A 12,954-nucleotide genomic window follows, 5' to 3' on the forward strand; every position below is an offset into this window, starting at 1 on the left:
CTTTGCAAAACAGTATTGAACGTAGCCAATAGCTGGCAGCTAGAAGCTAGCAGCCTTCAACCCTAGCCCTTCCTGCTCGGGCCGGCCGAACAGCAGGTTCATGTTTTGAATGGCTTGGCCCGAGGCTCCCTTTACCAAGTTATCAATGGCCGACGTGATAAGCACTTGCGAACCAAACTTTTGCACGTGTAGCAGGCACTTGTTAGTATTCACCACCTGCTTTAAGTGTATCTCCTTGTCCGACACTGTGGTGAATGGCGCCGCGGCGTAGTAGTCTTTATACAGCTGCCGGGCTTCGTCCTGGGTCAGGTCAGCCTTGGTGTACACTGAGGCGAAAATACCACGCGTGAAATTTCCGCGGTACGGGATGAAGTTCACCTCAATATCGGAGCTAGGGTGTAGCTGTTCGAGGCTCTCCCCTATTTCGCCCAAGTGCTGGTGCTTGAAGGGCTTATAGATGGAAATGTTGTTGGTGCGCCAGGTAAAGCCCGTCGTTTCCGTCAGTTCTCGACCAGCGCCCGTTGAGCCGGTAATGGCCGAGATGTGTACGTCATTCGTGAGCTTGCCGGCCGCCGCTAGTGGTAGCAAGGCTAACTGAATGGCCGAGGCGAAGCACCCAGGGTTGGCGATGTTCTGCGCCTGCTGGATTTTCGCTTTGTTCAGCTCCGGCAAACCGTACACGAAGGCACGGCCGCCGAACTGCTTATCAGCGTTCAGACGGAAGTCGTTGCTTAAGTCAATGACTTTGGCCGACTCCGACAGGTTGGTTTTCTCTAAGAACGCCTTCGAGTTGCCGTGCCCTAGGCAGAGGAACACCACATCTTCCGCGCCGCTTAGCTCCGAGCTGAAAGCTAGGTCAGTTTCGCCCACTAGGTCGTCGTGCACCTGGAACACCGGGTTGCCGGCGTTCGAGGAGCTAACGATAGAGGTGATTTCAGCGCTCGGATGGTGCAACAAGATGCGGATCAGCTCGCCGGCTGTATAGCCCGCGCCGCCGACAATACCGACCTTAATTTTGTCCATCGAAGCTGCCGTGAATCCGAAGTTGGTTGCTGAAAATTTTGATGAAGCCTTTGGCGTCGCGCGAATCCCAGGCGTTGTTCTCCTCGCCGTAGGTGGCCACTTTCGACTGCATCATGTCGTAAGGGGACGAAATACCTTGCAGCTCAAAACGATAGGGTTTCAAGGTCACGTACACCGTACCCGACACACGCTCCTGCGACGACGCAAGGAAAGCTTCCATGTCGCGCATCACGGGGTCGAGGTACTGGGCCTCGTGCAGCAACGTGCCGTACCAGTTGGCGATGTAGTCTTTGTGCAGCAACTGCCAGCGCGACGACGTGTGCTTCTCTAGCAAGTGGTGCCCCTTGATCAGAATCAACGGCGCGGGCGCTTCGAAGCCCACGCGGCCTTTGATACCTAGGATGGTGTCACCCACGTGCGTGTCGCGGCCGATGGCGTACTTGCCAGCTAAGTCGTTCAGCGCTTGAATGAGGGCTACTGGGTTCATCTGCTCGCCGTTTAGGGCCACGGGCTCACCTTTCTCGAAGGTAATTTCAATGTCCTGCGGTTCCGATTCGCTTAGCTGAGTTGGCCACGCCGTTTCGGGCAGACCTTTGTTGGAAGTCAGCGTTTCGACGCCGCCTACGCTGGTGCCCCAAATACCCTTGTTGATGGAGTACTTGGCCTTTTCCCAGCTCATCTCCACGCCGTTCTTTTGCAGGTACTCAATCTCGGCTTGGCGCGAGAGACCTAGGTCACGGATGGGCGTGATGATTTCGGTGTTCGGCGAAATCACCGAGAAAGCCACGTCGAAACGCACTTGGTCGTTGCCGGCGCCGGTGCTACCGTGGGCGATGTAGTCGGCGTTGTTTTCGCGGGCGTACTCGGCCAGCGCCAACGACTGGAACATGCGCTCGGCGCTGACGCTCAGCGGGTACGTGTCATTTTTCAAAATATTCCCCGCCAGCAAGTAGCGTAAGCACTCTTGATAGAAGCGCTCGGTAACGTCGATTACTTCATGTCGCGCCGAGCCTAGCTCGTATGCACGTTTTTCAATAGCGGCTAGCTCTTCTTCCGAAAAGCCGCCCGAGTTGACGATAACCGTATGGACTTCCAGGCCCAGTTCTTTCGTCAGATACACGACACAATAGGATGTATCCAATCCGCCACTGTAGGCGAGAACTACCTTTTTCATTAGTGCTTTTGGGGTTCTTCGATGAAATTGATGGTTGCTTGGGGTTGCTGCGCGTACTTGTCGTTCAGGTTGTCGTACACCATGCCGGTGCACAGGCACATTCTGCGCTCATTCTCTTGCAGAATGTGATAGTTCTTGCAGCTCATGCAGCCCTTCCAGAAGTCGTCGCTCTGCGTCAGCTCCGGGAAGGTTACAGGGCGGTAGCCTAGCTCCGAGTTGATCTTCATCACGGCTGCGCTGGTCGTGATGCCGAAAATCTTGGCGGCGGGGTACTTGGTGCGGGAAAGCTTGAAGACTTCGTTTTTAATGGCGCGGCCGAGGCCTTCCTTGCGAACTTCGGTGCTCACGATGAGGCCCGAGTTCACCACGAACTTGTTGTCCTCGAAGGTCTCGATGTAGCAAAAGCCCGCTAGCTCATCATCGACGAAAGCAATGATGGCGTCGCCATTCTGAATCTTCTTGATTAGATAGTTGGGGTCGCGCTTGGCGATACCCGTACCACGTGCTTTGGCTGATTCCACATACCATTGGCACAGGGTGTCGACATATTGAATGTCGGCGAAAGTGGCGACACGTAAAGTCATGGGGACGGCAATAGAAGTGCCTACCGGGTAGGCAGTTGTCTCGAAAAGCAAAGGAATTGCGGGAACGGTGAGCCGCTTCTCTCGAAGCATGTGTGGCAGCCGGGGCGAGGCGAGTGGCCTAGGGTCCGGCAGAGGCTTAAATCCGGCGAAAAGATGGCCGGGCCGGCTAGGCACCAGTGCCATTACCAGCAGATTTATAGCGTCTACACCCGTCGTCGAGTCATTGTCCGTTTGGATCTTTTGCGCAGCGACTGACCAATACGGGCAGTCCACATGCGGATATTTTTTGCAAACATAGAAACCTTGGGGGATATTGCAAGCTTCCGTGAGGGGCAAGTTACGTGCCGACACTATTCAACCAACTGATTATCAACAGGGTGGTTGATTGAAAAAGTGTTATTCGTCACGATTTGGTAACTGCGGCGCCGTTTGCGTCGGGTGGATAAACGTCGCTACCCCTTGGCTTTACGTGGCGTATGGTGCAGTGTTGCTTCCGCCGCTGCCGATCAGCCTAGTGTATCTAGGTTTTACACGTCTCGATTACGTGCAAATCACTGTCCAAACTGTCGTACAAGCGTCTTTGTGCGGGTGCTTACATTATTCGGGGTTTGATCTTATTATAGGTATAAGACCTTTGCACTATCCAAACACATTTCTGCGGCTACAGTTCAATTATGAGCTGAATTCTGACGTGTAGAGACGCAATATTTTGCGTCTCTTTGTTGAACGGCTTGGTGCTGAACAATACAGTAGCAGCCTAAACAACATCAGCAACGACGAGACGCAAAATGTTGCGTCTCTACAGCGTGCGGAACATATAACTAGTTGATGAGAGAACTTCTGAAAGTATTCAAGATTGGCGGCGGCATCATTGACGACAGCGCGCAGCTAGGTCAGTTTGTAATAGAGCTTTCGAAAATAGCGGGCAAAAAGATCCTGGTGCACGGCGGCGGCAAAGGCGCCAGCGACATGCTGCAAATCCTTGGCATCGAGCCACGTATGATCAACGGTCGCCGCATCACCGACGCCGCTACCCTCGACATCGTGACAATGTTCTACGCCGGCAAGACGAACAAGCAGATTGTGGCATTGCTGCAACAGCAGCAGGTGAATGCCCTAGGTTTGTCGGGCGCCGATGGCAACGTGATTCGGGCTACCAAGCGCCCGGTGCGGGAAGTTGACTATGGCTTCGCCGGCGACCTGAACGACCAAAGCGTCGACGCCAATCTACTTCACCAACTGCTGCAACAAGACCTCACGCCCGTCTTCTGCGCCATCACCCACGACGGCCAAGGCCAGTTACTCAACACCAACGCCGATACCATCGCTAGCTCCGTGGCGAAGGCCCTAGCTTCACAATATGAAGTGGAGCTGCATTTCTGCTTTGAAAAAAACGGCGTGCTAGCCGATGTGCAGGACGATCAATCGGTGATTCCGCAGATTACGCCTACGCAGTATCAAGAGCTAAAGGCGAATGGCGTCATTGCCGCCGGTATGTTGCCGAAGATGGAAAATGCTTTTGCCGCGCTGGAAGCTGGCGTGGAGCGCGTGGTGATTGAGCACGCCATGAAGATCAACGAGCCTATCAAAACGGTGCTATGTCGGAGCTAGCTTCGCAGCTTTCGGAAGAAGCTATTCAGCTTCTCGTTCAGCTAATTAAGACGCAGTCTTTCTCCCGAGAGGAAGACCAAACGGCAACGCTGATCTACAACTTTCTGCAAAGCCACCAAGCCAACGTTTTCCGCGATGCGAACAACGTGTGGGCCGTGTCGAAGAATTGGGTTGAAGGTCGCCCGACCATCTTGCTCAACTCCCACCACGACACGGTGAAGCCCGGCGCTAGCTGGACTTATGACCCGTTCGGGGCCACGCTGGAAGACGACAAGCTCACCGGCCTAGGTAGCAACGATGCAGGTGCTTCGGCGGTAAGCTTGCTCGCGACGTTCCTATACTTTGAGCAATACCCGCAAGCCTTCAACCTGATCTGCGCCATCACGGCGGAGGAGGAAGTTTCGGGGGCGAATGGCATTCGGCGCTTACTACCGTTGCTGCCAAAGATTGACCTAGGCATCGTAGGCGAGCCGACCCAAATGGACCTAGCTATTGCCGAGAAAGGCCTAGTCGTGCTCGACTGCGTGGCCCACGGCAAAACCGGCCACGCCGCCCGCAACGAAGGCGAAAATGCTTTGTATAAAGCCGTTGCGGATATTCAGTGGATTCAGCAGTACCAGTTTCCGGAAGTCTCGCCGATGCTAGGTCCGGTGAAGATGACGGTGACCCAAATTCAGGCTGGCACCCAGCACAACGTGGTGCCCGACCGTTGCCAGTTTGTGGTGGATGTGCGCACCAACGAGTTCTACTCGAACGAAGAGGTAGTGCAGCTCGTGCGCGAAAACGTGCAGTCGGACGTGACGCCGCGCTCGACGCACCTGAACTCGTCGCGCATCGCGCTGGAGCATCCATTTGTGCAGAAAGGTATACAGCTAGGGAAAAATACCTTCGGCTCGGCTACGCTTTCGGATCAGTCGATGATGAGCTTCCCGACGGTGAAAATCGGCCCCGGCGACTCGGCCCGCTCGCACACGCCAGATGAATACATCTACCTGAGCGAGATTCGTAGCGGGATCAACGACTACATTAAGTTGCTGGATGAGCTAACGTTGTAGCCCTAGGCTCTTATGAAACGGTTTGACAAAAGTCATGGTGTCATGCTGAGCTTGCCGAAGCATCTCTACCGCCAAAGTAAATGATATTACCACTGCGGTAGAGATGCTTCGGCAAGCTCAGCATGACGTTCCAAGGTATTTGCATGGGTTGGTTGTTGACCAGCTCTACGCAAGCCTAGGCTTGCTCCAAGGCCGCAATGTCAATCTTATGCATCTGCATCATGGCGGCCATTTTGCGTTGCGACTGGGCCGGATCGGTGCCGGATAGTAGTTGGCTCATGTTGACGGGGTTGATTTGCCAGGATACACCGAATGGGTCTTTCAACCAACCACAGTCGCCCGGCGCGCCACCATTGGCCGTGAGGTGCTCCCACAGGTAGTCGATTTCGGCTTGGTCAGCGCAGCCAACGGACAGCGAAAAGCCTTCGGTGAAGGTGAAGTGTGGTCCTCCGTTCAGCGCTACGTATTTTTGTCCGGCTAATTCAAACTCCACTGTCATCACAGTGCCGGCCGGCATGGGGGTGCCTTCGGGGTACCGCGTTACCTTGGTGATGCGTGAATCTTTGAAAAGGCTAGTGTACAACGTTGCAGCCTCTTCAGCTTTATCGTTGAAAGTCAGGAAGGTGGTTATCTTTTGCATGGCGCTTGCGCTTGGTTGGGAATACACCAAAACTACTCTACTGGCACACCTAGCGTAGTGGGCGAAAGCGACAAAAGAAGGGGCCGATTGCGACAGGCTAGCCCACGACCTGTACCTTCCGGCTCTGGTAAGAAAAAACGTAAAAACGAGGGCGCGAAACGGAAGTTTGCTTATGCTTTCCTACAGTTCGCGCGACATTCTATAGACATGAAAATCTGGGAGAAAGGCATTGCCGTCGATGAGAAGATTGAACAGTTCACCGTTGGAAAAGACCGGGAGCTAGACCTCTACCTAGCGAAGTTCGACGTGCTAGCCTCGAAGGCACAAGCCAAGATGTTGGCAAAAATAGGTCTGCTTTCTGAGGAGGAAAATCAGCAGCTTCAGCAAGGCCTAGGGGAACTGGAAGCGCAGCTAGCCGACGGCAGCTTCACCATCGAAGACAGCTTCGAGGACGTGCACTCCAAGATTGAGTATTACCTGACCGAGAAGTTCGGCGACGCAGGTAAGAAAATCCACACCGCCCGCTCCCGCAACGACCAAGTGCTGACGGCTATTCAGCTGTTTCTGAAAGACTACACCGAGCAAACTGCCGCGCAGATCATGGCGCTAGTAGAGGTGCTGCTGCAAAAAGCAGAGGCCCACAAAGCCGACCTGATGCCAGGCTATACGCACTTCCAGGCCGCCATGCCGAGCAGCTTTGGGCTGTGGTTTTCGGCCTACGCCGAGCACCTGCTGCTGGATATTGCCCTATTTGAAGCCGCCCACACCGTAGCTGACCAAAACCCCCTAGGTTCGGGCGCCGGCTTCGGCAGTAGCTTCCCCATCGACCGCAAGCTGACGACCCAGGAAATGCACTTCGGCAACCTAGCCGTGAGTTCCGTCGGCGCGCAGATGCTGCGCGGCAAGACGGAGAAAACGGTAGCCTTTGCCATTGCCGGCATTGCGGGTACCCTCTCGAAGCTAGCCTACGACCTCGTGCTCTACAACAGCCAAGACCTAGCTTTCGTGGAGCTGCCGGCCGCCTTCACGACGGGCTCCAGCATCATGCCCCACAAAAAGAACCCGGATGTGTTCGAGCTGATCCGGGGCCGCTGCAACACCCTCCAGGCGTTGCCCAATACCATCATCTTAGCCACCAATAACTTACCCAGCGGCTACCACCGCGACTTTCAGCTGCTCAAGGAAATCCTCTTCGAGCCAATGATGCAGTTCCGCGACATTCTGGATATGCTGCTCTTCGCGCTGCCGGAGCTGAAGATTAAGTCGAACTTGGTAGACCAGGACAAGTACGACGGCATCTTCTCGGTGGAGAACATCAACCAGTTGATCCAGTCGGGCACGCCGTTCCGCGAAGCGTATCAGCAGGTAGGTCGGGCCGTGAACGACGGCAGCTACGTGCCACACAAAGACTTTCATACCACGCACCTAGGTAGCGTGCACAACCTAGGTCTGGAGGAAATTCAGGCGAAGGTGGCGAAGGTGCGGGAAGGGAGTACGGTGCTGGGGAAGTAGCACCTAGCTTACAACTTACTTTAAGCTGAAAGTGATAGGTACAGTATAAAGAATATCGTTTTGGGTAGAGGTAAAGTCACCAAGTAGTTGTACTACACGCAAGGCTTCAGCGTCAAAGCTAGGCTCCAACCCCTGAGTGATCTTTGGGGCACGTACTTTACCTGTCTTGTCGATAACAAACGATACTAACACTTTGCCTTGAATTGTTTTATTCTCAGGGTAATGGATGTTTTTCTTTATAAATCTGATCATTCCTGCTGTACCTCCTTTTTTGTAAACGGGTAAGGACATGAAACATTGATTATATACTGGTGATTCCCTCAGTTCGGGTTCGTCCTTCACAGCTAGCCCAGTCATATCAATGTCGGTGTTGAGAGCAGAGTCAGATTTATTGCGAGTGTGGGCACCTTTTACCTGCGCCCACACTTCAGTACTCGTCAGACCTAGGTAACAGAGCAATGCTAGCACCATCGCAAAACGCTTCATGGCTATTCCGAACTTGAGCTTGGTGGCGAGAAAGTGACTGGCACTGTGAAGCTGACATCTACTGATCTGCTGTTCTGCTGGGCGGGTGTCCATTTGCCTAATGAACTTACTACGCGCCTAGCTTCAGAATCAAAAGGCTCCCCTATACCTTTCAAAACTTTAGCATCACGCACGTTCCCGGTTTTTGTAACGATAAAACCGACGAACACTTTGCCGCTTTTGACCTGCCCATGTGGATAGCGTAGGTGCGTCTGTATGAATCGCAACAATGCTTTGTCCCCACCCGGATATATCGGCATTTGCTCGACATACAACCCTAAAAACTGGTCATCGGATTTAGCAGCAGAAGCCTTGGTAGTTGGCTTCTTCACCTGTGCCCACGCCTCGCCGCTCGTCAAGCCTAGCCCGCACACCAGCACCAGCGCCACCAGGAACCGCCGCAGCTTCAAGCGCAACTGCGGCCTAGGTGCTAGCTGCTCGCGGCGAAATCGGCCACACAGGCGGCCATCGGGCGAAGCAGCGCGGGCTTGTGCTAGGTCGGCGGTGGAGGCGCTGGTGAAGTCGTGCACCACCCGGTCGCAGTGGGCGCAGTGGCGACCTTCGGCGGTAGGCGTCATCTGCTGCCAGTCGGCGTCGCAGGGCCTGAGGTGCACATTGAGGATGGGCAGCGGGAGCATATTGCCAACAACGTCTACTTACTACGAGCCAGCGGAACCGTAAACGAGACACTAGCTGCCCTACCGCCCTGTTGACCAGGCACGAATTCCATTTCCTTTAGCAGACGCCCTACCTCCTGATAGGTGCTAGTTGGAATAGTTATGCCGCTAGGCACGGTGATCAATTTGGCTTGCGTTGGCTTGCCACTTTTGTCTACCACAAAGTCCATGAACAGCCCCTTCGCACCAGCCGGTAGCGTCGGCCGATTCTTTTTGATAAACGCCATCAAGCCTTCATTTCCTCCGTTCTTAAAGACCGGCATCCGTTCCACATAGGTGTATACCTTCTCGTAGTTGGGCAGCAAGCGAAAAGGAGACTCAGCGTCCTGCGGAAGCTGGTTTTGTGCTTGTGCGCTGTGGCTGAGCATACCTAGCCCCCCACCTACCAGCAGGGTGAGCAGAAAACGTTTGAAGTACGAGAAGGAAATAGCAGGACAGGAGTAGCGCATAGTCAGTTGGTTGTAGGATCAGACACAAACCGCTAAACGCTTATCATTCAGAAAATGATATACCCTATCCTACTTCTCAGAACTCGCCGCCTACTCTTTGAAATACTCTTCCCCGCGCGCATCGATGTAGCCGACTTGCCCGGCATCGGTAACCACGCGTGCAACACCTTCCTGGAAGGGCGCGGCGGCGCGGTACCTCGGCTTCACCAGCAAACGTCCATCGGCAGCTAGGTAACCAAATTGGCCCTCCTGCTCAACGATGAGAAAGGCCGATTCATCAGCAGGATCCGACCGGATAGCATCGTATGCCACCGGCAGCACCAACTTGCCTTTGTCGTTGATGGCGCCCCACTTTTGCCCTTGCCGGACCAGCAATAGGCCGTTGGCGTTTTCTTTAATTTCGTCGTACTCGGCCGGCACAACAGCATCGCCAACGGTGAAGCGATACCCTAGCTTGCCATTTTGGTGGGTGATGTGGCCCTGGCTAAGCACATCAATTTCGGGTGCGGGAGCCGGAGGCGTACTCAAGCGCTGCCCACTCGGGTCGATATCGAAGGTTTCGTCGCCGAGTACTACAGTAGCGCGGCCGTGTTGCACATTGCTAGCTTTGGCGAAGTGCAGCGGCGTCACCAAGCTGCCCGTGGCGTTAATGTACCCAAACAGTTTACCTTGCCGCACCCACGCCACGCCCTCGATAAATGGACCAGCTTCGTCATATTGCAGTGGAAGCACTAGGCGCTGGTGCTGATCGGCGTAGCCCCATTTGTCGCCGCGCCGAAATGGCACCAGAGTTGGGGGTAAGTGTTGGGCACCGACAAATTCACTCGCCAGCACGAGTAGTGTCAAGAAAAGTTTCATGAAGATAGGTGTGAAGATAGAGCGGGAAAGACCGGAAGATAACAGCAACTTCTCAAAACAGAAAAGGCTTCTTAACAGTTGATTCACGTTTTCTTCACAGGACTAGAACAATTTTTGCCGCTTGCACCATGCGGCCGGAGTTAGACAGTTTAACCTCAACTTATTTCAGACGGCCGCACGTGTTGTATCTTTGCAGCTACCAGGCGCCGGTTATGTCGCCGCTTTCTTATGTCAGCAATACAAGACTATCCCCGCTTTGTCCTAGGTAATAGCCTCACAGCAGAGCAGTTGGCGTTTTTTAGAGAGAATGGTTTTCTTCATTTTCGACCTTTTATTTCTCGTGATAGAGTGCAGGAATTACTGCACGCCTCGCAGCAGGTGCAGCAGCAGTGGCTAGAGGAAGGCATTAAGAAAGTGAACGGCGTACCCATTAAGTACGGCAAGGATGTGGATGGTTCGCCCATCGTGCAGCGTTTTGCTTTTGCCTCGCACTACAGCCCCGTTCTACACGACTTTCTGCAAGATCCGCGTTTCCAGGCTTTGTTTCCGCTGCTCGAAACGCAGGGTGGCCGCGTAGGTGAAAACGAGAAAAATGGGTTGGTGATTAACCACTACGTGAACGTAACGGGCAGCGAGTTCTCGCAAATGGGCTGGCACACCGATTCGCTGCGCGACGTATTCTACGGCAAGCGCATTGGGCCGATGCTCAACGTGGGCGTGCACCTTGATGGCACCCCGGCCACCAACGGCGGCTTGCGCCTGCTTACGGGCACGCACCGCCAAGGCCTGCGCGACATGCTCTTCCGCAAGAAGTACTACAAAGACGTAAGCTCCGACGACAACGAAGTGGCCGTGGAAACTGAGCCCGGCGACCTCACCGTGCACGATGGCCGGATGTGGCACCGCGTGGCCCAGTCGCCGCTGATAGGGGAAGCTTCGCGTCGCCGCGTGATGTACATTCCGATCATTGCTGGCAAGTACGACCCCAAAGATGCCAACAGTGCCACACCTTTCTACCTGCGCTTCTTGCACTTGGTTAAGTAAACTTTAGAAGTAACTGAATAGCGGAGTATCTGAGTAATGTCGTTCATGATGTACTCAGGTCCTCCGCTATTTAATTACTTCATTACGCTATCCTTCACTTCGCCCAACTACTACTTTGAAAACTGCCCTTGTTACTGGTGCTTCGCGCGGAATTGGCCGGGCGCTAGCCACGGAGCTAGCCCAACGGGGCTACAACTTGCTGCTGGTGGCACGCTCGGCAGATGTCCTTGCGCAACTAGCCACCGAGCTAAGTGCGGCTCATAAAGTGCAGGCACAGGTGTTAGGCACCGACCTAGCCGAGCCAGGAGCTGCCGGGCGCGTGGCCGAATGGGCTAGCTCGCAGGCTTCCGATCTGGCCGTCGTGATCAATAATGCGGGCTATGGTCTGTGGGGCCGCTTCGAGGAGTTGCCACTCACCGACCAGCAGAATATGCTGCAGCTCAATATGCTAGTACCCGTCGAGCTGACGCACCACTTATTGCCGTTGCTGCGGCAACAACCCAAGGCCTACGTGCTGAACGTGGCTAGCACGGCAGCTTACCAAGCCGTTCCTACGCTTTCGTTGTATGCGGCCAGCAAGGCGTTCTTGCTCACCTTCAGCCGCGGCCTGCGCTACGAACTGCGTGGTACGCCTGTTTCGGTGACATGCCTCAGCCCTGGCGCCACCAACACCGATTTCCCCAACCGGGCCGGCATGAATGCCGACTTGCAAGCTACCGCCAACAAATTCGGCATGACGCCAGAAGACGTCGCGCGTATCGGTATCACGGCCATGCTAGCGGGCGAAGCCGAAGTTATTCCGGGGGCCTTGAACAAGATTTCAGCGACCCTAACGAGCTTTGTGCCGAAAGCCGTGACGGAGAAAATTGCGGCTGGCCTTTACGAGAAACATCTGAAGTAGCCGGTGGATGCAATAGTTTGCGTCGCTACGTTGAACAGTCCTTCCTAACATAACCTAGGTGAGCAGCAACGGCAAGACACAACGTGTTGCACCTATACACTGGGCAACGAAGCAGGAGAAATACTTTAGCTAGGTCCTAAATAGCCGGACGCTTTCCGAACAACTTACCGGCCAGCCAAAAGCTCAGACCTGCGAAAAACGGAGCGGCTAGCACATCGGAGGTGTAGTGCGCGTGCTGCACCAGCACCAGAAAACCAACAGCAGCAGTGGCAACCAGCAACAAACGCCGGAGCCACAGACTCCGCACGCCCAGTGACAAGAGCATAAGGGTGGCTGTATGGCCCGAGAAAAACAGATCCTTTGTAATAGGATTAGTCGGGTAAAACAACGTATCCACAATAGGGTCATGTAGAAGTACGAGGCCAATAGGCGGGTCGAGAGGCGCTAGCCAAAGCGTGCCGATCCGAATCAGGTGCATAAGGCAATAGGACCACAGCACCTGCACAAACGCCAGTGGCCGCTGCCCTAAGTGAATCAGCGCCACCAGAATACTCAGGTAGATAATCGTGAAGGTTATCCAGGAAGTGTCGAAGGCCGGCAGCCGCGCCAGCAGCGGGTCCGCGAGCACCCGTCCGTGCCTAGCCTCAATGAAGGCGAAGTAATGCGGCATTCCGAAGGCCAGACAAATGCCGAGTAGCAGACCTAGGCCCAACTGCCACCGAAAACTGGGGTCATTCCACGCCCACGCCCAACTGCTTGCGCCTTTACGCGGCAAGGGAGCCACCACTACGGGCTCCTCTCTTTTTGTACTAAACATTTAGCTTCATCCTGCAGCGACCATAGGGGCCGTTGAAGAGACAAAAATAGCTAGCCGAATCGGTTATGGCTGAATGGCAACCGC

General features: G+C 54.5%; 14 protein-coding genes. 5 read left to right on the forward strand and 9 right to left on the reverse strand.

Annotated elements, in window-relative coordinates:
• Nucleotides 1-39: 39 nt before the first annotated feature.
• The 3 genes from argC to BXP70_RS01450 are packed head-to-tail and all read right to left on the reverse strand — an operon-like array spanning nucleotide 40 to nucleotide 2,781.
• Nucleotides 40-1,023: an N-acetyl-gamma-glutamyl-phosphate reductase gene (argC, locus tag BXP70_RS01440; protein ID WP_086592222.1), complete on the reverse strand. Its 984-nt coding sequence runs from the start codon at nucleotides 1,021-1,023 to the stop codon at nucleotides 40-42.
• Nucleotides 1,010-2,197, reverse strand: a complete 1,188-nt coding sequence (argG, locus tag BXP70_RS01445) for an argininosuccinate synthase (RefSeq protein ID WP_086592223.1) — start codon at nucleotides 2,195-2,197, stop codon at nucleotides 1,010-1,012. Before argG ends, argC begins: the two co-directional genes overlap by 14 nt.
• Nucleotides 2,197-2,781: a GNAT family N-acetyltransferase gene (locus tag BXP70_RS01450; protein WP_086592224.1), complete on the reverse strand. Its 585-nt coding sequence runs from the start codon at nucleotides 2,779-2,781 to the stop codon at nucleotides 2,197-2,199. The genes argG and BXP70_RS01450 overlap by 1 nt, the downstream gene beginning before the upstream one ends.
• An 828-nt stretch (nucleotides 2,782-3,609) precedes the next feature.
• Between BXP70_RS01450 and argB the strand changes: the two genes are divergently transcribed.
• Both argB and BXP70_RS01460 read left to right on the forward strand, forming a co-directional pair.
• The gene (gene argB / locus BXP70_RS01455) at nucleotides 3,610-4,392 is read left to right on the forward strand and encodes an acetylglutamate kinase (RefSeq protein WP_086592225.1); all 783 of its coding nucleotides are present in this window, start codon (nucleotides 3,610-3,612) and stop codon (nucleotides 4,390-4,392) included.
• Nucleotides 4,380-5,447, forward strand: coding sequence for a M20 family metallo-hydrolase (locus tag BXP70_RS01460; RefSeq protein ID WP_086592226.1), 1,068 nt, complete (start codon nucleotides 4,380-4,382; stop codon nucleotides 5,445-5,447). Before argB ends, BXP70_RS01460 begins: the two co-directional genes overlap by 13 nt.
• A 175-nt stretch (nucleotides 5,448-5,622) precedes the next feature.
• Here the strand turns inward: BXP70_RS01460 and BXP70_RS01465 are convergent, their stop codons facing one another.
• Complete coding sequence (locus tag BXP70_RS01465) at nucleotides 5,623-6,087, reverse strand: VOC family protein (RefSeq protein ID WP_086592227.1); 465 nt, start codon at nucleotides 6,085-6,087, stop codon at nucleotides 5,623-5,625.
• Between the two features lie 207 nt (nucleotides 6,088-6,294).
• Here BXP70_RS01465 and argH point away from each other — a divergent pair, with 207 nt between their 5' ends.
• Nucleotides 6,295-7,599 (forward strand): argininosuccinate lyase, encoded by a 1,305-nt coding sequence (gene argH / locus BXP70_RS01470; protein ID WP_086592228.1) that lies wholly within the window; start codon nucleotides 6,295-6,297, stop codon nucleotides 7,597-7,599.
• 15 nt (nucleotides 7,600-7,614) lie between these two features.
• Here the strand turns inward: argH and BXP70_RS01475 are convergent, their stop codons facing one another.
• From BXP70_RS01475 to BXP70_RS01490, 4 genes are all read right to left on the reverse strand, one after another.
• Entirely contained in the window at nucleotides 7,615-8,085 is a 471-nt protein-coding gene (locus BXP70_RS01475; RefSeq protein ID WP_179197540.1) for a TonB family protein, read from the reverse strand.
• Nucleotides 8,086-8,087: 2 nt separating this feature from the next.
• Nucleotides 8,088-8,762: an energy transducer TonB gene (locus BXP70_RS01480; protein WP_086592230.1), complete on the reverse strand. Its 675-nt coding sequence runs from the start codon at nucleotides 8,760-8,762 to the stop codon at nucleotides 8,088-8,090.
• A 14-nt stretch (nucleotides 8,763-8,776) separates the two neighbouring features.
• The gene (locus BXP70_RS01485; RefSeq protein WP_086592231.1) at nucleotides 8,777-9,250 is read right to left on the reverse strand and encodes a hypothetical protein; all 474 of its coding nucleotides are present in this window, start codon (nucleotides 9,248-9,250) and stop codon (nucleotides 8,777-8,779) included.
• A gap of 90 nt (nucleotides 9,251-9,340) precedes the next feature.
• Nucleotides 9,341-10,108 carry a WG repeat-containing protein gene (locus tag BXP70_RS01490; protein WP_086592232.1) on the reverse strand — a complete coding sequence of 256 codons (768 nt, stop codon included), beginning with the start codon at nucleotides 10,106-10,108 and terminating at the stop codon, nucleotides 9,341-9,343.
• Between the two features lie 228 nt (nucleotides 10,109-10,336).
• Between BXP70_RS01490 and BXP70_RS01495 the strand changes: the two genes are divergently transcribed.
• Both BXP70_RS01495 and BXP70_RS01500 read left to right on the forward strand, forming a co-directional pair.
• A complete protein-coding gene (locus BXP70_RS01495; RefSeq protein ID WP_086592233.1) occupies nucleotides 10,337-11,152 on the forward strand; it encodes a phytanoyl-CoA dioxygenase family protein in 816 nt (271 codons plus the stop codon).
• Nucleotides 11,153-11,267: 115 nt separating this feature from the next.
• On the forward strand, nucleotides 11,268-12,053 hold the full coding sequence (locus BXP70_RS01500; RefSeq protein ID WP_086592234.1) for an SDR family NAD(P)-dependent oxidoreductase: 786 nt from the start codon (nucleotides 11,268-11,270) through the stop codon (nucleotides 12,051-12,053).
• A 136-nt stretch (nucleotides 12,054-12,189) separates the two neighbouring features.
• Here the strand turns inward: BXP70_RS01500 and BXP70_RS01505 are convergent, their stop codons facing one another.
• Entirely contained in the window at nucleotides 12,190-12,870 is a 681-nt protein-coding gene (locus tag BXP70_RS01505) for a phosphatase PAP2-related protein (protein WP_086592235.1), read from the reverse strand.
• Between the last annotated feature and the right edge of the window lie 84 nt (nucleotides 12,871-12,954).

It is taken from the genome of Hymenobacter crusticola, assembly GCF_002154225.1.
GTDB classification, from domain to species: domain Bacteria; phylum Bacteroidota; class Bacteroidia; order Cytophagales; family Hymenobacteraceae; genus Hymenobacter; species Hymenobacter crusticola.